Source organism: Pontibacter diazotrophicus (genome assembly GCF_003367245.1).
GTDB classification, from domain to species: Bacteria; Bacteroidota; Bacteroidia; order Cytophagales; family Hymenobacteraceae; genus Pontibacter; species Pontibacter diazotrophicus.
This window is the reverse complement of sequence record NZ_QRGR01000010.1, coordinates 40,893-61,149: the sequence shown is the minus strand read 5'-3', so window position 1 is coordinate 61,149 and position 20,257 is coordinate 40,893. Positions and strand designations below refer to the sequence as shown.

11 protein-coding genes are annotated in these 20,257 nt (G+C 48.1%); 6 read left to right on the top strand and 5 right to left on the bottom strand.

Going from position 1 to position 20,257, the window contains the following annotated elements; genetic code table 11:
• Positions 1 to 188 precede the first annotated feature (188 nt).
• Positions 189 to 530 (top strand): hypothetical protein, encoded by a 342-nt coding sequence (locus DXT99_RS10430; RefSeq protein ID WP_115565500.1) that lies wholly within the window; start codon positions 189 to 191, stop codon positions 528 to 530.
• A 203-nt stretch (positions 531 to 733) separates the two neighbouring features.
• Here DXT99_RS10430 and DXT99_RS10425 read toward each other — a convergent pair whose 3' ends face one another.
• The 5 genes from DXT99_RS10425 to DXT99_RS10405 form a co-directional block, all read right to left on the bottom strand.
• Positions 734 to 1,489, bottom strand: a complete 756-nt coding sequence (locus DXT99_RS10425; protein ID WP_115565499.1) for a DUF6503 family protein — start codon at positions 1,487 to 1,489, stop codon at positions 734 to 736.
• Positions 1,490 to 1,548: 59 nt separating this feature from the next.
• Entirely contained in the window at positions 1,549 to 3,807 is a 2,259-nt protein-coding gene (locus DXT99_RS10420) for a glycoside hydrolase family 20 protein (protein WP_181885090.1), read from the bottom strand.
• A 26-nt stretch (positions 3,808 to 3,833) separates the two neighbouring features.
• Positions 3,834 to 5,156, bottom strand: coding sequence for a sugar MFS transporter (locus DXT99_RS10415; RefSeq protein WP_246000638.1), 1,323 nt, complete (start codon positions 5,154 to 5,156; stop codon positions 3,834 to 3,836).
• Positions 5,157 to 5,364: 208 nt separating this feature from the next.
• Positions 5,365 to 7,281, bottom strand: a complete 1,917-nt coding sequence (gene nagB, locus DXT99_RS10410) for a glucosamine-6-phosphate deaminase (protein WP_115565497.1) — start codon at positions 7,279 to 7,281, stop codon at positions 5,365 to 5,367.
• 88 nt (positions 7,282 to 7,369) lie between these two features.
• A complete protein-coding gene (locus tag DXT99_RS10405) occupies positions 7,370 to 8,644 on the bottom strand; it encodes an ROK family transcriptional regulator (RefSeq protein ID WP_115565496.1) in 1,275 nt (424 codons plus the stop codon).
• Between the two features lie 410 nt (positions 8,645 to 9,054).
• On the opposite strand from DXT99_RS10405, the gene DXT99_RS10400 reads away from it, so the two are divergent.
• The 5 genes from DXT99_RS10400 to DXT99_RS10380 all read left to right on the top strand — a co-directional run bounded on the left by DXT99_RS10400 (position 9,055) and on the right by DXT99_RS10380 (position 20,156).
• On the top strand, positions 9,055 to 12,450 hold the full coding sequence (locus DXT99_RS10400) for a SusC/RagA family TonB-linked outer membrane protein (protein ID WP_115565495.1): 3,396 nt from the start codon (positions 9,055 to 9,057) through the stop codon (positions 12,448 to 12,450).
• A 26-nt stretch (positions 12,451 to 12,476) separates the two neighbouring features.
• Positions 12,477 to 14,261, top strand: a complete 1,785-nt coding sequence (locus DXT99_RS10395; protein ID WP_115565494.1) for a RagB/SusD family nutrient uptake outer membrane protein — start codon at positions 12,477 to 12,479, stop codon at positions 14,259 to 14,261.
• A 446-nt stretch (positions 14,262 to 14,707) separates the two neighbouring features.
• On the top strand, positions 14,708 to 17,872 hold the full coding sequence (locus DXT99_RS10390) for a SusC/RagA family TonB-linked outer membrane protein (protein ID WP_115565493.1): 3,165 nt from the start codon (positions 14,708 to 14,710) through the stop codon (positions 17,870 to 17,872).
• A gap of 24 nt (positions 17,873 to 17,896) precedes the next feature.
• Positions 17,897 to 19,489 (top strand): RagB/SusD family nutrient uptake outer membrane protein, encoded by a 1,593-nt coding sequence (locus DXT99_RS10385; RefSeq protein WP_115565492.1) that lies wholly within the window; start codon positions 17,897 to 17,899, stop codon positions 19,487 to 19,489.
• 109 nt (positions 19,490 to 19,598) lie between these two features.
• On the top strand, positions 19,599 to 20,156 hold the full coding sequence (locus DXT99_RS10380) for a hypothetical protein (protein WP_115565491.1): 558 nt from the start codon (positions 19,599 to 19,601) through the stop codon (positions 20,154 to 20,156).
• Positions 20,157 to 20,257: the final 101 nt, after the last annotated feature.

The following is a 20,257-nucleotide window of genomic DNA, read 5'->3' as shown; positions in this document are numbered from 1 at the left end:
TTTTCTCTGGAGACAAAGGAGTATCGGTAACGGAAGCACTAATCAAAGGCAGCGGGGGCTGTTGCCTTTACAGGAAAAAATTAGTGTGGTAGTATTTTATCTGGCAGGCATCGCTCTAACGAACCAGATGCATGAACAGGTGAAGTTCACAAACAGTTGAAACATAACAGGACCAACAAATCATAACCATGTCTAAACCTAAGAGCACAGCGCCATGTGTGCGTTATTTTTACTTGCCTGCAAACAGTTCAAGGGATGCAGAAATAATACAGGTTATCAACAGCGGCGGACCTAAGGTGCAGGTGCCGATGCGCGAAGAGGATATAGAGCTTTCTGCCATTTTTGAGCGGGAACTTACCAGCAGTGAGCGGCTGACGTACAGAAACAGCGAGACATGGAAAGTTTTTACTTCCTGGGACGAAGTAGAGCAGGATCATATTAGCTTTGGGCTGGCAGACGAGGTGTTGCTTGTATTGTTAAGCCTGAGCTATAGATTTAAGCTGGAGGAATACATTGCTGTTTCAGCTTAAATTCTGTTCTGAGTTGCGGCGATCTAAATTAAGAAAGGCCGCTATACCGATAGCAAAACGGCCTTTCATAGTTTAGATGAGCCTTTTCTCATTCGCCTTATCCTCATCCGGCGAACATCCTGCCTTTCCTCTAGCGCTGCCATGCCTTTGATGCTGCGTATCATGCGAAGGGCTTCCTTGTAGAGCCAGAGTAGCTTCGGCTATCAGATTCTGTATGTTGTTAAGGGTTCTGCTTTTATTAGCGAATCGGTGCCTATATAGGCATTGTTTTTATTCCAGTACCATTTGCGCACCTTCGGTATTCGGATGCCCTCTACAACAACCTCCTGCTCCAGCAGGATATACTCCCCACTTTCCGGTTGGCCGTGGTTAAAGCGGTAAGCCTCCATTGCATACGTTTCAGGGTCAAGGTAAAAGAACCAGTTATCAGAGCCTACGGAGGCATCATAGTTGACCTGTAGCACCCGGTACGTATTTCCCTCGAGTTCCTCACTATTGGCGGCATCCCTTACGTGTACTCCATCGTCCGTCAGTTTCATAGGAAGCCCATAGAGATAGCCGTAAAAACTATGGACCCATTTCAAATCTTCGGGTGTGAGGCCATACTTTTTCCGGTCTTCTGCGCTTATTTCATGTTTGCCATCCAACAGGTAAAACTCCTTGCCATCAGCGATGCCTTTCACTACTTCTTTCCCATCCTTGCGGCTGATGTGGGCGAAGTAACCGGTACTGTTGTCCATCTCTATCTCAAAGGTGTTCTCCTGCCCGGCAGTATCAGCAGAGCTTAAGTAAAGGCGGGTTTTCAGCTTCGGCCAATTGCCTCCCGGATCATGGTAGGCCAGTGTATTCTGGAGTAACTGTGAATCTAATTCTGGCTCTGACTGACAACAGCTCAGCAGTAACAAAGCTATCAAACCGGTGATGTGGAGGAGGGGCAGGAAGTGGTTAGAAGTCGTCATGGAAAAATAAATATAAAAAAGGCGCTGCCCCTAAAAGAAGCAGCGCTTTACTGTTTTATTTAATTTACCTCAATTTCATCTAAAAAGAGCCAGGTCTTTTCTCCTGCTCCTTGTTTTCCTTCCGGAACGGTCTGGGTGTTTTTTACCGCAACTTTCACAAAACGAGTGGTAGCAGGAGCAAACTCTACTTTTACAATAGCCTTTGAGCCGGCAACCTCTGAAACAGTATTGGTTGTGCCTAAAGGCTGGAAGTTTTTACCATCGGTGGAGCCATATACTTCTACTGCTTTAGGAGGATATACATAAGTGCCTCCTGAGTTCAGCGCGTGCACCACTACGTTGTTTACCTGCTGCGCTGTTCCCAAGTCTATCGTAGCCTCCAGGTCGCTTCCGGAGTAGCCGACAGATTGCTGGTCCCGGCCGCCTTTCCTGTTGATGATGCCGTTCACTAAAGTAAAAGCACCCATCCCAGGGAAATATTCTGAAGGCTGTTCATTCAGGGTGATTTCTTTTCCGGTGGCCTTGTTGATATTTAGTTTCAGGGTCAGGGAGTCGACTAGTTGATCGTCCTTGTAAAAAAGTCCTGTTACCTGTGTGGGTTCTTTTATAACCAGGGGAGAAGTATATTCTCTTTCAGTTTGCATGCCATTTACAGCATAAACCAGCTTGCCCAAGTCCTTTTTTGCATCCAGCTTTACAGTAACGCCCTGCTTATCTGGCGAGGGTAGAACCTCTGCATCAATGTCATAATAGGCTTTGCTGTAATTTGCCCCCCACATATCATAGCGCTTAAACTGCGTGAGCAGCCGCTTCTCAAAGTCATTCCAGTCCTTTTTCTCCGGTGCCGTCCATAACACTTCGCTGAGAGCGGTCATCCTCGGGAAAATTTGGTATTCTACTTTGGCCGGGTTGCTCATGTATTCCGTCCACACGTTGGCCTGTGCGCCTAACACATACTTTGCCTGCTCTGCCGTCAGTTCTTTCGGGATAGGCTCATAGCTGTATGTCTTCTGAACAGTAGTGAAGCCGCCGATGGTAACAGAGTCTTCGCGCTGGCTTTGGGAGTGGTCGAGGTATACATGGGAACCCGGCGTCATGATAACGTAATGGTTTTGCTTGGCTGCGGCAATGCCTCCATCTTCGCCACGCCAGCTCATGACAATGGCATTGGGTGCCAAACCGCCTTCCAGAATCTCATCCCAGCCAATAATGGTTCTGCCTTTGCTGTTGATGTACTTCTCCATGCGCTGAATGAAATAGCTCTGCAACTCATGCTCATCCTCCAGGCCTTCCTCCTGTATCCTTTTCTGACACAGAGGGCAGGTTTTCCAGTTTGTCTTCGGGCTCTCGTCACCGCCAATGTGCATGTACTTAGACGGGAAAATGGCCATCACTTCGTCCATCACATCCTGCAGGAACGTGAAGGTAGAGTCTTTACCCGCGCAGTACACATCATCAAAAATACCCCATGTTTGCTCTACCTTATAAGGGCCGGTGTTAGGGCAACCCAACCAAGGATAGGCGGTGAGCGCGGCGCTGGAATGGCCAGGCATCTCTATTTCAGGAATTACGGTAATATGCCTGTCTGCAGCATACTTTACTATTTCTTTGGCTTCTTCCTGGGTATAGTAGCCGCCGTAGCGCTTGTTGGTGTTGCCGGTGCCGGGGTAGCGGCCAATGATGGTGCCGTCGCGGTAGCCGCCTACCTCTGTCAGTTGTGGATACTTCTTGATTTCGATTCTCCAGCCCTGGTCTTCTGTTAAGTGCCAGTGGAAGTAGTTCATTTTGTGCAGGGCCAGGTAATCGATGTACTTCTTTATGAAAGACACCGGGAACATATGGCGGGCTACATCCAGGTGCATGCCGCGGTATGAGAAGCGGGGGGCATCCTGTATCGCCACCGCGGGTATTTCCAAAGAAGTGCTTTTTTCTACAGGCAGCAATTGAATCAGGGACTGCACTCCGTGAAATGTGCCGGCATAAGTATCACCCGCTATCGTTACACCGTCCTGGTTAACATCCAGAGTATAAGCGTCTTTCCCGGTATCTGTAGAAGATTTGCGGGATGATAGGCGTATATAGTTTTTGGAGGCTCTTTTCTTAGTGTTCAATTTAAAGCCATACACCTGCTGCAGGTAATCGTTGAGGAAGTTGGCTGTGCTCTGGTCCTCCTTGTCTTTTACAGCAATCGTGGTGTTTCGGGTGATGGTAAAGTTTCCGGGCTTTACCTGAACACTGGCAGGCTTCGGAATGATATTGATGTCCTGGGCTGAGGCCACCTGCGCAAGCAGCAGGAACAAAAAGAAAAATCGTTTCATACTATCTGATTTTTAGGATGCTTGAATTATAGAGGTAGACTGCCTGATACCGGTTGTTTTGTTCTAATCTTGTGTCCGTAGACAGCGAAGTATAATATCACGAGGTAGCAGGGTATCATGATCCAGTAAGCCTGCTGTGGACTGATCGTATCGGCGAGCCAGCCATAGAGCAGTGGCAGAACGGCTCCGCCCGCGATACCCATAATCAGCAGCGAGGAACCAATTTTGGTGAAGCGGCCTAAGTCCGCAATGGCCAAGGGCCAGATGGCCGGCCACATCAGGGCGTTTGCCAGCCCCAGCAGGGAGATGAACAGCACGGATGTGTAGCCGTCGGTAAAGAGGGCAACAAGCACAAAGATCACGCCCATCACAGCCGATACCTGCAGTGCCTTCGACTGAGAAATATACTTCGGTATGGCTGCAATGCCGATCACATAGCCCACGAGCATTGCGATCATGGTGTAGGTAGTAAAGAACTTCGCTCTCGATAAATCAACTCCTTGTGCGGCGCCATAGCTAATCACGGTGTCACCTGCCATTACTTCCACACCTACATAAAGGAAGAGCGTGAAGGCACCCAGCAGCACGTGCGGAAACTGAAGGATGCTGGTCTTATTGGTGTTGGCCGACGCTACGGTTTCATCTTCCTGGTCTGTGTCTATCTCCGGAAGGGCAGAGAAGGAAACCAGCACTGCCAGCACCACGAGCACTATGGCCATAATGATGTAAGGCGTAATTACCTTCGTGGCCAAAGCGTCCAATTCCACTGCCTGCTGCGCGGCACTCATACTGCCAAGCGTGTTTACCAGCGCATCGGCATTTTCCAGTACAATGGCTCCCAGAATAAGGGGCGCCAGGGCACCCGCTATTTTATTGCAAATACCCATGATGCTGATGCGTTTCGCAGCACTTTCGCGAGGGCCCAGTATGGTGACGTAGGGGTTAACTGCCGTTTGCAGCACGGCCAGGCCAGTGCCTTGTATAAACAAACCAATCAGGAAGAAGAGGTAGGTACGTGTCATGGCGGCCGGAATAAAGATTAGGGCACCTACCGCCATCACCGCAAGCCCCACCGACATGCCTTTTTTGAAGCCTGTCATTTTCAGTACCCAGGCCGATGGAATGGCCATCACCAGGTAAGCCACATAAAAAGCAAAGGCCACCAGGTATGACTCGAAATTGTTGAGTTGGCAGGCAATTTTGAGGTAGGGGATGAGGACGGAATTCAGCCATGTTACAAACCCGAAGATGAAAAACAGTGCTCCGATAATCAGCATCGACCGCATGCTGCCTCCGCTTTGATTGGCAGCTGCTGCCCTTTCCTCTTTTAACATTGATTTTTGTGCCATCGTAAGGTGCTGATTGTTTCGTGAATATGTTGTGTTGTATTTGATTTATAGTTGCAACAGCGGCTTCTGTAATACTTAAAGCCACCACGTATGCATCCGGGTCCCAATATATCCATTATCGGCTAAATAGCCTCAGGCTATCGCGGATGTTCTGCGGATTTCGCTTAAACTAAAGGTGAGACGTTGCTTAGCTGCTTTAATATCATTCTTAAAACCTGTACCTGACAAAAGCTTCCATCGCCTCATAGTCGGCTAGGCCCAGGCAGTCATAGTCTTTGGCTGTCTCGCGGTTTCTTTCTTCGGCCCGCACCCAAAACTCACGGGCATCGTCCCCCGGGAAAACCGGCCTGTCTTTCTGTGACTGGTGCTTGAAGATGGCGTTCCTTTTCCGTTCCACCTCCTGCGGCGACAGCGGCACGGCCATCTCTATCTCGTGTGTTTCAAATTCGTGCCAGGCACCCCGGTACATCCACAGCCAGCAATCCTTTAACCAGTCTTCTGCCTGCAGGCGGTGCAGTGCCTCTATAATAATGCGGAAGCAGACAATGTGCGTGCCATGGGGGTCAGCAAAATCACCGGCTGCGAAAATCTGGTGCGGCTTTACCTGCCGGAGCAATTCCATGGTTAACTCAATGTCTTTCTCAGTGACTGGGTTTCTGCGCACTTTGCCCTCTTCGTAAAAAGGAAGTGCCATAAAATGAATATGCTCATCGTCTAACCCGGCGTAACGCGCTGCGGCGATGGCTTCACTCTTCCGTATAAAGCCCTTCACGTTGCGCACTTCCATGGTGTCGGGCTGGTTGGGTTGCTTTGCTTCAAAGAAGTTGCGCATCTCCCCGTATAGGTTCTTGAGCCTGCTGCTGTCTTCCCCTATGCTCCTGTCAAAGTCGATGGCAAATTCCATATAGCGCAGTACATCATCGTCCCACACGGCGGTGTTGCCGGAGGTCTGGTACGCCACATGCACGTCGTGACCCTGGTCTACGAGGCGAATAAAAGTGCCCCCCATGGAAATAACATCATCATCGGGGTGAGGAGAGAAGACGATAACGCGTTTTTGTGCCGGCTCGGCGCGCTCAGGGCGCTGGGAGTCATCGGCGTTTGGCTTGCCTCCCGGCCAGCCCGTGATGGTATGCTGCAGCTTGTTGAATATGTGGATGTTAATTGTATAGGCGGGGCCTTTCTCCACGGCCAGCTGCGCCATGCCATGGCTGTTATAGTCTTCGTCTGTTAGTTTCAAGATGGGTTTTTTAACTGTTTCGGAGAGCCAGATAACGGCTTTCTTCGTCAGTTTCTCATCCCATACACAATCCTTTACCAGCCATGGTGTGTTAAAGCGCGTCAGTTCAGAGGCAGCATCGGCATCTAGCACAAATTCTACTTGGTCAGAGAGCTGCAGGTAAGTAGCGGGCACATCACTGGAAATCTCCCCTTCCACGGCCTTTTTAATAATCGGCGCTTTCTTCTTGCTCCAGGCCATGAGTATGATTTCACGGGCCTTAAAGATAGTGCCGATACCCATAGTGATGGCTTTGGTGGGCACGTTCTCTTTACCACCGAAATCGCGGGAGGCATCGCGACGTGTCAGGTCGTCGAGGGTAACGAGGCGGGTGCCGGAGTTTGGCGCAGAGCCTGGCTCGTTAAACCCGATGTGGCCGGTACGGCCAATACCCAGTATCTGCAGGTCCAGGCCGTTGAGCGCTTCAATCTTTCGTTCATAATCTAAGCAATAGGCTGTAATCTGCTCTCTCTCCAGCGTGCCATCCGGTATATGCACATTTTCTTTGGGAATGTCGACATGGTCAAAGAGGTTCTCGTTCATGAACGTGACGTAGCTCTGGGCTGCGGTGGGGCTCATGGGGTAGTACTCATCGAGGTTAAACGTGATCACGTTCTGGAAACTTAGGCATTCCTCCCGGTGCAGGCGTACCAGCTCGGCATAAACTTCCACGGGCGTGGCGCCTGTCGCGAGGCCCAGCACCGCTTTCTCTCCCATTTGCTGTTTGCTGCGGATGAGGTCTGCTATGCGTCCGGCAACTTTCAGTGAGGCGATGTGCTCATCAGGATATACTGTTACCGGAAGCTTTTCAAAGCGTGTCTCTTCCAAAAGGTTTAATCTGGCCATCGTTTTATAGCGGTATAAGTTTAGATGATCTCTTCAGTTGATTTTTTATCTCTGCCGGTGTTGCACAATCCGGAGTATTTATAATGTGCTACCTGGCTAACTCTATCTGTGTCTCAAAAATGTTTTCCATCACGGTTGCCACCGAACCCAATATACCTGCATCCTTGCCCAGTTTTGATAAGGCGATACTTGCCGGTTCTCTCAGCTGCGTCATACAGTAGGTGTTGACGGAGTGTTGTATAGGCGTGGTGATGAATTGCTTTGCCTCGGCAATTTTTCCTCCCAGTATAATGAGCTCCGGGTTAAAGAGCTGGATAAGGATGGCAATGCCTTTGCCGAGGTTTATACCAACCTCTGATAAGATACTGATGGCATATTGGTCGCCCTTGTTTGCCGCATCTATAATCATCTGAGGCTCTATATGGTCGATTTCCTGTTCAGACAACTGATTCAGAATCGAAACCTTGCCGGCTCTTATGCCTTCCCTGGCCATTCGTGCCAACGCCAGGCCAGAGGCGACTGTCTCCAGGCATCCCCGTTTTCCACAATGGCACAAGGCGCCATTTTCAACGAGCGGTATGTGGCCGAACTCTCCGGCAAAGCCTGAGGAACCATTACGCAGCTTGCCGTCCATGATTATGCCAAGGCCAATGCCCCAGTCCATGGAAATAACAAGCACATCTTTTCTGTTCTGGGCCAGCCCGAAACGGAATTCTGCCAGCGCGACACTCTTTACATCGTTCTGGATATAGACATGCTTGTTAAATTTCTTCTCCAGGATTTGCTGCAGCGACAGGTGTGCATGTTGCTTTGCTGACTCTGGCGCATGCTGCGTCATTAAAAAGGAGTAGTTGTTTCCTTGTTTGGGTGTTACCAGCCCTGGCATACTAATACCAATCCCCACTAATTTGTCTGCGTTTATTCCCGAGGATACTATTAGGGCATTGGCATGTTCATAAAGTTGCTCAATAGCACTTAAGTCTTTAGAGATTTTAAGAGGATAAGTGCAGATTCCGGAGATGATGTTGTTGTTGTTGTCGAGGATGGCCATCCTGGTCTTGTAACGTTCCATTTCGATGCTCAACACAAAGAGTGAGTTATCCTTTAGTCCATAGAGATCCGGCTTCCGGCCGCCCACAGACTTTCCTTGCCCCTGCTTCTCAACCAGGCCTTCAGCTGTAAGTTCGTTCAGGAGACTCATTGAGGTGGGAGAGCTGATGTTAAAACGGCTGCAAATGTCTGTGTTTGTCTTGGCTCCCTTTACATACAGGTGCTTGATGATCTTGATCTTCTGCAGATGCTTTTTTCGCTCAATAGTATTTAAGCTGTTTGTGTAGTTACTCACTATTGATGGATAGATCATGTTCGTGGTGTTAAATTGAAACTAAAGTGGGTATTTATTTTCACATCAGCAATAACTTTTATTAAAAAATTAGACAAGTTGTACATTTTGTGGTAAAGATTATGGTTATAAGTGTTGATTTGACGCATATATAGCTTGCTAAGTCACAATAGTTGAAGAAGATTGGTTATTTAAGTGGCTAATCAAAAAAATTTATGTTATTAGTAGCGTATTATAATTTTTCTTTTAAATTTGAGTAATCAATTACTATGTCTATGTAGCACAACTACTAAACCCACCTCAGATTTCTTGTAGTATCATCGTTACGCGCACTAATAAGGGTTTACAACCCGCTACTGTGAAAAAGGCGCGTTTCCGGATGTATTGTCAGTACAGTTAGTTCAATTAAAAATCATCTCAACTACCAATGTATGAAAAAGAGATATTTTGACACATGGTTGCCTACTAGCAGTAGCCATAAGAAAAATTCACAACAGAAAAAGGTGCTTGCTATGCTGCTGGCGGCTGCGTGCCTGTCACAAAGCCCGGTGCTGGCAGAAGCAACTGTTAGTGGTGCCAGCACCTTTGGGTACTATGCAGCAGATGGGATGCTGCTGGCAAATGATGCTGTAAGGCAGACGGTGCCGGTAAGCGGAAGAATAACGGGGGACGATGGCGAGGGTATACCAGGTGCTACAGTTGTGGCGAAAGGTACTACTGTGGGTACAGCCACGGATGCCAACGGTAACTTTACGCTTAACGTGCCCAGCGAAAGCAATACGCTGGTAGTTTCCTTTATCGGTTACAAAACGCAGGAAGTGCCGATTAATAACCGGTCTACTGTTAACGTAACGCTTGCTACCGATGCACAGGCTTTGGAAGAAGTTGTGGTGGTAGGGTATGGCACGCAAGAGAAAAAGGACCTGACAGGGGCTGTGGCTGTGGTGGATGTAAGCGAGATGACGAAGCAGCCAACCGCTCAGGTCGCCAGCATGCTGCAAGGTAGAGCAGCTGGTGTTACAGTACAGGGCTCCGGACAGCCGGGAGCAGCACAGCAGGTGGTAATAAGAGGGTTAAACACGTTTGGGAATAACAGCCCTTTATACGTAGTAGATGGTGTTCCTACTCAAAACATCAACGATATTAACCCGAATGATATTGAGTCAATGCAGGTGCTGAAGGATGCGGGATCCGCCTCTATCTATGGATCGCGTGCTGCGAACGGTGTTGTTATTATCACGACCAGGAGAGGTAAAAGCAAGGTAAAAGTTCAGTACGATGGTTACTACGGTACACAAAGGGCTCCGGAGAGTAACCCGTGGGACCTGGCCAACCCGCAGGAAATGGCTGACCTGAACTGGATGGTTTACAGGAACAGCCTTCCGGGTGAGCCTATCTCAGATCCATTGTACGGTTCAGGGGCAAGCCCTGTGCTTCCGGACTATCTGGTGGGAGGCAATAACACTGGCCTGATGGAGGGTGATCCGAGAGTTGATCCTTCGCTTTATAACGTGAACCCAAACTATACAGGAGGTAGCTCAGAGTTAGGCAGCTTCTATCGTATTGTGCCGGCGAATAGAGAAGGAACGGACTGGGCAAGTGAGATTTTCAGAAATGCGCCTATTACCAGCCATAACGTAGCTGTGAGTGGTGGTGGCGATATGGGTAATTACTACTTCTCGGCTAATTATTTTGACCAGCAGGGGGCCTTACAGAACACCTATTTCAAGAGGTTTACTGTCCGTGCCAACAGTACCTATAACATCGGGAAAAACTTAAGAGTAGGTGAGAATTTAGCTTATTCTGTTATCGATAACCCCCGGCTCTTCGGTAATGAGTCTGCTATCAACATGGCGTATCGTCAGCAAACTATCATCCCGGTATATGACATAATGGGGAATTTTGCCGGTTCTTTTGGTAGTGGCTTAGGAAATGCAAGAAACCCAGTGGCCCAGCTAGACCGCCTCAGGAATAATAATGTGCTGAATAACCGCCTTTTCGGTAATGTGTTCGCTGAGTTAGACCTTTTGCAGGATTTTACACTCCGAACCAGCTTTGGTGGTGAAATGTATAACAACAGCAGCCGGTCCTTTCAATTCCCTGAATATGAGAATGCTGAGAACAATACAGTAAACCAGTTTAACCAAAACGCCAGCAATGGCTATAACTGGACCTGGACCAATACGCTGGCATACAAGAAGAATTTCAATGATATACATCAGGTAAATGTATTGGTTGGCACGGAAGCCTACAACAACTTCTGGAATCAGGTAGGTGGTTCCACCCAGGGTTATTTCTCTTTTGATCCTAACTTCACCACACTTGGAACAGGTTCAGGTACCCGTACGAACTATAGTAGCAGAAGTGAAGACGCGCTGTACTCACTGATCGGAAGGATAGACTACAATTTGATGGATAAATACCTGCTAGGTTTCGTGATTCGCCGCGACGGTTCTTCCCGCTTCGGTGCTAACAACCGATACGGTACGTTCCCGGCCGTGAGTGCTGGCTGGCGTATCTCGCAGGAAGGGTTTATGCAGAATGTTGGCTGGATCACAGACATGAAGATACGCGGTGGCTACGGTGTAATGGGTAACCAGTTGAACGTAGACCCGCCTAACGCCTTCACCACGTTTGGCTCCGACAGGATACTGTCTTACTACGACATTAACGGTACAAACAACTCTACTGTAGAAGGTTTCAGACAGTCGCGCATCGGTAACCCGGATGCCAAGTGGGAAACCAACATCAACAGTAACATCGGTTTTGATGCGACTTTATTTAATGGCAGAATAGATGTTACCCTGGACTACTACAGAAAAGAAATCAGGGACCTGCTGTTTAACCCTGAGCTGCCGGGTACTGCCGGTGGGGCCACAAGGCCTTACGTGAACATTGCCAGAATGCAGAACACAGGTTTTGACGGCGCTTTAACCGGCCATATTGACGTTTCTTCAGACCTGCGTTTTGACATTACAGGTACCCTGACAACTTACAACAACGAGATTCTGAAAATATCCAATGGTGCTCAGAATTTTGAACAGGAGAGCCGTCGTTTTAACGGCAGCAATATCATCCGCAATCAGGTTGGTTCTGCTATGAGTTCTTTCTTCGGCTACCAGATTGAAGGCTTCTGGGATAATGAAGCAGAAATCAATGAAGCCAACCAGCAGGCCCGGCAGGCAACCGAAGATCCTGGTGCTGAATACCAGACAGATATAGCCGTAGGTCGCTTCCGTTATGCTGATACAGATGGAGACGGCGTGATTACGCCGGATGACAGAACTATACTTGGAAGCCCTAACCCGGACTTTACATATGGCCTGAACATCGCAGCTACTTACAAGAACTTCGACTTTACCATGTTCCTGTATGGTTCACAAGGAAACGAGATATGGAACCAGGTAAGATGGTGGACTGATTTCTATCCAAACTTCCTGGGTGCGAAAAGCAGGACTGCCGTATATGATTCCTGGACCCCGGAAAACCCGAATGCAACAGCTCCGATTCAGGAGAACGTAGGCTCCTTCAGTACAAGTACAGTTCCTAACTCTTACTATGTGGAAAATGGCTCTTATCTAAGGGCTAAAAACGTGCAGCTAGGGTATACGCTGCCAACGAGCTTGTTAACCAACTATGGCATAGGCAGCTTAAGAGTTTATGTGCAGGCCGCTAACCTGTTTACTATCACCAACTACTCTGGTATAGATCCTGAAATTACAGGCTATGATGCTAGCGGTAACATAACATCGACAGGATTTGGTATAGATGAAGGTAACTATCCTAACCTGCGTCAGTACCTGGTAGGCCTTAATGTATCCTTCTAATTATTTCAAATTTAAAATCTCAAGAGATGAAAAAATATAGATTCATATTATTGACTGCGGCAATGGTTAGCTCCATGCAGCTGTTTACATCCTGCGGAGAGGACTTCCTTGAAAAACCAGCCATTGGTGCTTTAAGTGAGGATGTAATTGCCAACGAAGCAGGTGTAGAAAAACTATTGATTGGTGCTTATGCTGCCTTAGATGCGCAAGGTAATGGTGCTGCCATTGTAGGCGGTGGCCAGTGGGAGGCAGCCCCTACCAACTGGATTTACGGTAGCGTTGCCGGTGGGGAGGCTCACAAAGGCAGCTCCGGTTCTGACCAGCCTGCTATCAACTCCATTGCCACCTTCATTACTGATCCGAGTAATGGTTTCCTTAATACCAAATGGAGATCCATGTACGAAGGGATATCCCGCACAAACGCTACTTTAAGGTTGCTTGAGCAGGTGGATGACATGTCCGATGCAAACAAGCAAAGAGTTGAAGCCGAGGCACGTTTCCTGCGCGGGCACTACTACTTTGAACTGAAGAAAATGTTTAATATGGTGCCCTGGATAGACGAAACAACAACTGACTTTAATCAGCCGAACAACGTGGACATCTGGCCAAACATCGAAGCAGATTTTCAGTTTGCCTATCAGAACCTACCAAATACGCAGGCACAGGTTGGCCGGGCAAACAAATGGGCAGCAGGCGCATACCTGGGTAAGACTTACCTGTACCAGCACAAGTATACAGAGGCAAAGACTGTTTTTGATGAGGTTATCTCCTCAGGCGTAACCAGTAACGGGCTTCCCTATGGCCTTGTGGACAGGTTCAAAGATAACTTTGATGCTGCCAATGAGAATAACGAAGAGTCTGTGTTTGCTATTCAGATGGTAGCAAATGACGGTACCAACACTATCGCGAACGGTAATCAGGGCGAAATGCTAAACTATCCGTACAACAGCCCGTTCCGCTGCTGCGGCTTTTACCAGCCAACAATTGATTTAGCGAACTCTTACCGTACAAATGCACAAGGTCTTCCTTATCTGGATAATTACAATGCCACCCCGATAAGAAACGACCAGGGAATTACTTCTTCCCAGGCATTTACACCAGATGATCAGCCTGTGGATCCCCGTCTGGACTGGACTGTAGGCCGTCGTGGTATTCCTTTCCTGGATTGGGGGCCTCACCCAGGCCAGGCATGGATCCGTGAGCAATCCACTGCTGGTCCATACTCTTCCAAGAAGCATATCTACTGGCAAGCCACAGCAGATACGTATTCCGATCAAAGTTCATGGGCTCCTGGCTCGGCCATTAATGTTCTCCTTATCCGTTTTGCAGATGTACTGCTTATGGCAGCGGAGGTCGAAGCGCAGCTGGGAAACTTTGAGCAGGCACAGGAATATGTGAATAGGGTGCGTGCCAGAGCAGCTAACCCAGAGAATATCGTACATGAATACGTAGATCCGGATGAGCCTTTGGAGGGGTTTACAGATGAACCGGCAGCTAACTATAATGTAGCTCCTTATCCGGCAGGATATTTTGCAGGCTTAGGCCAGGCGGGAGCATTGGATGCAATTTACTTCGAGCGTAAGCTGGAACTGGCCTTGGAAGGCCACCGTTTCTTTGACCTGGTTCGCTGGGGTATAGCTGCTGAGGAACTTAACGCCTACTTTGACTATGAAGGAGCAATTGTGCCGGATGTCAGGGGAGCTCAGTTCGAGGCTGGTACCCACGAGTACTACCCAATTCCGCAGCGCCAGATTGACTTGCAGACGATAGGCGGAGAGTCTTTGCTAACGCAAAACCCGGGCTATAACTAATAACCTTCATCAATGCGTGAAAAAAGCAAGCTTCACCAAAAGCTTGCTTTTTTCACGCATCAGGAAGTGGAATGAGTAAATTCAAAAAATCTACTCATTTTTTCTGTAGAGCCACTCCATCAAAATTTGATCTTAAGGTCGTGCCCTGTCCATTAAGGAGATAAACTATTTTAGAGTATTTTCAATATAGCTCCTGCTATTATATGAGCCCATTGAATAGGCAGGAAGAAAACTTTATTTAAGTTGAATAGTAATTGTGAAAATTTATTTCAATATTGGACCAATTTTAAAATATGAGTACTCAATCACTGGGTAGTGTATCAGCTAATGCGCGTTAACTGATTCTGTGACAACTATCAATGTTCTTTGCTTAAGCTTTTGATAAGTGAGTGTTCAGTGAAGTTTTCATTAAAATTCAAATTTATTTTAATCTCAATAACCAATGTATGAAAAAGAGTTACTTTAATACGTGGCTGCTCACTAACAGCAGCCATAAGAAAAAGCCGCAGCAGAAGAAGGTGCTTGCCATGCTGCTTGCCGCAGCGTGTTTGTCACAGAGCCCTGCTTTGGCGGAGACTACAGTTAGCGGCATGAGTGCTTTCGGTAGCTATGCCAACGATGGCATCATGCTTGCCAATGACGGTATACGGCAAACAGTGCCCGTAAGCGGAAGGGTTGTAGGCGATGACGGAGAAGGTGTGCCGGGTGCTACTGTAATGGTAAAAGGAACCACAGTGGGTACCGCCACGGATGCAAACGGTAACTTTACACTAAATGTGCCAGACGGTACCGGTACGCTGGTCGTGTCTTTTATTGGTTATTCTACGCAGGAAGTGCCAATTAACAACAGATCTACGGTTAATATTACACTTGCAACAGATGCCAAAGCCTTAGAGGAAGTTGTGGTGGTGGGTTACGGTACACAGGAGCGTGCTGACGTGACAGGTGCCATTTCATCTGTACAGGGAGAAGCCATGGAGCGAATTCCTACGCCATCGGTAGCACAGCAGCTGCAGGGGCAGGTTCCCGGTGTTCAGGTAACGGCTAACTCCGGTTCGCCAGGAGCCGGATCAAGTATCCGTATCCGAGGTGCCGGTACCATTGGTAATAACAACCCGCTTTACGTGGTGGACGGTGTGCAGGTAGAAGGAAATATCAACTACCTGAACAGCAATGATATCGCCTCCATTGAAATTCTGAAAGATGCTTCTGCCACTGCTATCTATGGTTCAAGAGCAGCCAACGGTGTAGTAGTTGTTACAACTAAAAAAGGTAAAGCAGGGGCATCTGAAGTTACCTTAACGGCATACGCAGGTGTACAGACAGCCTGGAGAACACTGGATATGACAAATGCCGCTGAATATGCCATGTTAGACAACCTAGCCAGGCAGGCGGCCGGTATTACAACAAACCCAGCCTGGGTAAATCCTGAGTCATTAGGCGAAGGCACGAACTACCAGGATGAGCTATTCAGAACGGCGCCTATTCAGAATTATCAGGTAGCCTGGTCCGGAGGTAGCGAAAACTCCACGATGTATGTATCCGCAGGTTATTTCCAGCAGGATGGTATTGTAGTCGGTACCGACTTTGAACGCTACACCTTCCGTTTAAATACAGATCATAAAATCGGTACCAGAGTGAAGATCGGCAATACCCTGCAGCTAAGTTCTACAGAGGAAGCGCTTATCCCGAACAACGAGGACCTGAACACAGGGGTGCTTTCACGCGGTATCCGTCAGTTGCCTACTGTGCCTGTTCGCAACCCGGACGGTTCTTTTGCTGGCCCTACCAGTAACTTTGAGGGAGAGTCTGAAAACCCGGTATGGTTAGCGTTGGAGTCCTACAACACAAACAGAAACTACCGTGTATTAGGGTCGGTTTATGGTGAGGTGGAAATTGTACAGGACCTGACGTTCCGTTCAAGCTTTAACCTGGATTTTAACTATTTCAGAAACCAGAACTTCGACCCTGCCTATGCTATAGGTAACAGGCGAAATGATGCCAACTCTTTGGGTATTAACAACAGCACGAACAGAGCATGGCAGTGGAGTAACCTCTTTAACTATAGTAGGACATTTGGCGAGCATGACCTTTCTGTACTGGCCGGTGTTGAAGCGCAGGATAATTACTACCAAAATGCTTTTGCCAGAGGTGGCGGATTCCTCAAGAATGACGAAATCCAGTTCCTGAATCAAGCCACAAGAGACTTCTTTGTGAGTGGTGGAGCAAGTGAGTCTGCTATTTTCTCGCAACTAGCCAGGGTGAACTATGGCTTTGGAGACAGGTACCTTTTTACTGCCTCCATCAGAAGGGACGGTTCCTCTAAATTTGCAAATAACCGGTACGGTGTTTTCCCTTCTGCCTCCGTTGGTTGGAGAGTATCAGAGGAGAACTTCTTCAAGGACAACGTAGGCTTTGTAAGCAACCTGAAGCTGCGCGCCAGCTGGGGTGAAACAGGTAACCAGAACATCTTCAGTAACTACCCGACCTATGGTGTGATTCAGGGAGGCGGCCGATATGCATTGGGTGCCGATCAGATTCAGGTTCCTGGCTTTTTCCAGGGTGTACAGGTGAATCCGGACATCCGTTGGGAAACTACTGAGCAGGTTAACTTCGGTCTGGAAACGGGCTTCCTGAATAACAGACTGACTTTTGCTGCAGATTATTTTGTTAAGACTACTAAAGACCTGCTGCTGCAGCTTCCTATACCAGAGAGTACTGGTCCTGGTGCAGCCTTCACTAACGCAGGTAGTATCCGCAATAAAGGTTTCGAGTTAGCCCTGGGTTACCGCAACATGGACAATGCCTTCGGTTATGGTTTTGGTTTAAACTTAACTACTGTTGATAACGAGGTGCTGGATCTGAACGGATTGGTGCTGACCCAGCCTTTCAACCGTACACAGGAAGGTCTGCCAATAGCGCAGTTCTTTGGTTTCCAGACGGCTGGTATCATCAGAACACAAGAGCAGCTTGATGAGGTGCAGGATACTCAGCCTGACGCTGAGTTGGGTGACATCATATTTGTCGACCGCGATGGAGACGGCCAGATAGATGGCGATGACAGAACGTTTATCGGTAATCCGCTTCCTGACTTTACAGCGGGTCTTACTGGTGAGATGACTTTCAAGAACTTCGACCTGAATTTCCTGTTCAACAGTAGCTTTGGCAACGACATCTTCAGCGCTATCGCCCTTTACGGCTACTCTGCTGACCCGGGCAACAAGTTCACTGCCTTGATCGGAAACACCTGGACGCCCGATAATCCGAATGCGGAATTCCCAAGATTGATTGCTGGTGACCCGAATAATAACCTGAGACCAGATTCTGACAGATGGGTAAGAGATGGAACTTATGTTAGATTAAAGAACATTCAGCTTGGTTATAATGTACCTGCAGTGATTTCTCAAAGAGCAAGAATTCAGCGCCTGAGAGTATATGTAAGTGCTGCTAACCTGTTTACCTGGACTAGATACGATGATGGATTTGATCCGGAAATAGGTTCTGCCAGATTCCTCGAAGGCCAGTCTAACAGTGTGCTGGAAATAGGTGTAGACCGAGGTATTTATCCGCAGTCGAGAACATTCCTGCTCGGAGTAAACATCGGTATTTAATTAATGTATTAACTCAAACAAACCATGATAAATTTAAAAAGAACGATCTATCTGTCTCTAGTAGCGGGCGGATTAATCGCGGGTGGTGCGGTACTGCAGGCTTGTGAAGATGAATTCCTGGACAGAAGGCCGCTGTCTGATTTAACCACTGCAAACTTCTACACTTCAGCTGAAGATGCGCTGGCAGCGCTAAATGCCGCTTATGACCCTTTGCAGTGGGATGTGCATTCCCGTATGGACTGGATTATTGGGGACGTAGTAGGCGGTGACACGGACAAAGGCAGTACTGATGACCAGGATTATATCCAGATTCGGCAGTTCCAGTACTTCACAGCTACGGCAGGTATTGCAGAGTTGAATGAGTGGTGGAGCCAGTCGTATGATGGTGTATACCGCGCAAACCTGGTGCTGGAGCGTGTACCGCCTATTGAAATGGACGAAGCTCTGAAGGCGAGAATTCTGGGTGAAGCCAAGTTCCTGAGAGCCCAGTATTACTTTGATTTAGTGAAGGCATTCGGACGTGTTCCAATCATCACGAGTGTGCTTGATCCGGAGGAGGTATTTGTGCCACGCCCGGCGTCTATCGCGGAAAACTGGGCCCAGATCGAGCAGGACCTGAGAGATGCCATTGAAGTGCTCCCTGCCTCCTACAATGGAGCGGACGTTGGTAGAGCTACAAGAGGTGCTGCACAGGCTCTTCTGGCCAAGTCTTTGCTCTGGCAGTCTACTCCTGAAGGATGCTCGGAAACGCCTTGGGCTACACAGGACCAGTACCAGGAAGTGGTAGACCTGACAGATGCTATTATTAATTCAGGTAACTACAGACTAGTACAGGATTTTGAAAGTATCTTCCTTTTAGAAGGAGAGAACAGCCCGGAGCACGTATTTTCAGTTCAGGGTGTAGGTGGTACTGGTGGCTGGGCTAATGAAAATGACGGACTCGCGCTTAACCAGTGGCTCTCGCCTCGTACTGCAGATATCTCTGGCTGGGGCTTCAGTACACCAATCGGACCTAACACACCAGCTAATTATGGTGGTAATGCCAATATTCAGGTGAACAACATTTATGAAGCTTTTGAACCGTGCGATCCTCGTCTGGAGTACTCCATCCTGGAGCCAGGAGATACAATCAATGGCCTGGTCTATGATGACACCTGGTCGCGTTCCGGTTACAGCATTCAGAAATTCCTGATACCAGAAGATGAATTGACTGGTGCTGCGAACTCTCCGCTTAACATCCCACTTATCCGCTATGCAGATGTTATGCTGTGGAATGCTGAAGCCTTGAACGAATTAGGCAGAACAGAGGAGGCACTGGAGTCACTGAACGCAGTTAGAAGGCGTGCACGTGAGAGCATGGAAGGTGCTACCTGCCCGCAGCCTGTCACAAGTGTAAGCCAGGCAGAACTCCGTGACATCATCATCGAGGAGCGACGCAGAGAGCTTGCTTTTGAAGGACACCGTTTCTTTGACCTCGTAAGGACCTGTAGAGCAGAGGAAGTGCTGAACGCAATGGGTCGTCCGTTCGAGGCAGGGGTAAATGAACTGTTACCTATACCTCAGGCAGAAATCGACAGAAACCCTGAACTACAGGGAGATCAAAACCCTGGGTTCTAAATTTGATAATTTATAGAAGGAACTACATCACCTTCTGTATTAGTTGATGGGAAAAGGATCACAGTTTGTGATCCTTTTCTTATTTTTAGATTGTTGAAGTATAAACCTGATGAAAAACATCTTTAGTAAATATTCTGCATTCATTTTGCCTGTTTTAGGCTGTTTAGCATTGGTTGGCTGTAGCAAAGATGAGATACCTGATCCTGTCAGCAGTACAAGTAGCGGCATTTCCGCAGTGGTGAATGGGGTTAATTGGGAAGCCTCTAGCGGAAATTATAAGCTGGGTTCACGAACTATCACAAATGGAGCTGATGCCTTTGTTGGCACAGGTGATACGCTCACTATTATTGGTGTGCAGGTGCAGGACGGAGACACAACAGCCATCATGCTCTCTGTAAAACTTAGCGCAGACAGAGTAGGATCTTACCGCCTTAGAGGTGGTACCTCCGGCGATGGGACGGCTTATTTCCTGGATGGTGTCTCAGAAGCAGCACTACAGGAGACGAAGGAGAAGTACAGTGGCGGCATCACAAACGGGGAACTGCAGATCACCCAATACGACGCCGCTAATTACAGCGTGTCAGGCAACTTTGGGTTCAGCATGTCTGCTACAGGCGAAACCACTTATACCGTTATTGCCGGAGAAATAGAAAATGTCACTTTTTAGGCGACAGATGTGTTGTCTGTTTTTAGATGCCTTCATACAACCGCCTGCTTTCCTGAAAGGAAAAGCGGAGCTCAAGCGCCTCTGAATTTTGCGTCTTCCAG

What these genes read in the sequence shown, in the direction of transcription:
- DXT99_RS10430 (WP_115565500.1), top strand. Translation starts at nt 189, where the DNA reads ATGTCTAAACCTAAGAGCACAGCGCCATGTGTGCGTTATTTTTACTTG.
- DXT99_RS10425 (WP_115565499.1), bottom strand. Translation starts at nt 1,489, where the DNA reads ATGACGACTTCTAACCACTTCCTGCCCCTCCTCCACATCACCGGTTTG.
- DXT99_RS10420 (WP_181885090.1), bottom strand. Translation starts at nt 3,807, where the DNA reads ATGAAACGATTTTTCTTTTTGTTCCTGCTGCTTGCGCAGGTGGCCTCA.
- DXT99_RS10415 (WP_246000638.1), bottom strand. Translation starts at nt 5,156, where the DNA reads ATGGCACAAAAATCAATGTTAAAAGAGGAAAGGGCAGCAGCTGCCAAT.
- nagB (WP_115565497.1), bottom strand. Translation starts at nt 7,281, where the DNA reads ATGGCCAGATTAAACCTTTTGGAAGAGACACGCTTTGAAAAGCTTCCG.
- DXT99_RS10405 (WP_115565496.1), bottom strand. Translation starts at nt 8,644, where the DNA reads ATGATCTATCCATCAATAGTGAGTAACTACACAAACAGCTTAAATACT.
- DXT99_RS10400 (WP_115565495.1), top strand. Translation starts at nt 9,055, where the DNA reads ATGAAAAAGAGATATTTTGACACATGGTTGCCTACTAGCAGTAGCCAT.
- DXT99_RS10395 (WP_115565494.1), top strand. Translation starts at nt 12,477, where the DNA reads ATGAAAAAATATAGATTCATATTATTGACTGCGGCAATGGTTAGCTCC.
- DXT99_RS10390 (WP_115565493.1), top strand. Translation starts at nt 14,708, where the DNA reads ATGAAAAAGAGTTACTTTAATACGTGGCTGCTCACTAACAGCAGCCAT.
- DXT99_RS10385 (WP_115565492.1), top strand. Translation starts at nt 17,897, where the DNA reads ATGATAAATTTAAAAAGAACGATCTATCTGTCTCTAGTAGCGGGCGGA.
- DXT99_RS10380 (WP_115565491.1), top strand. Translation starts at nt 19,599, where the DNA reads ATGAAAAACATCTTTAGTAAATATTCTGCATTCATTTTGCCTGTTTTA.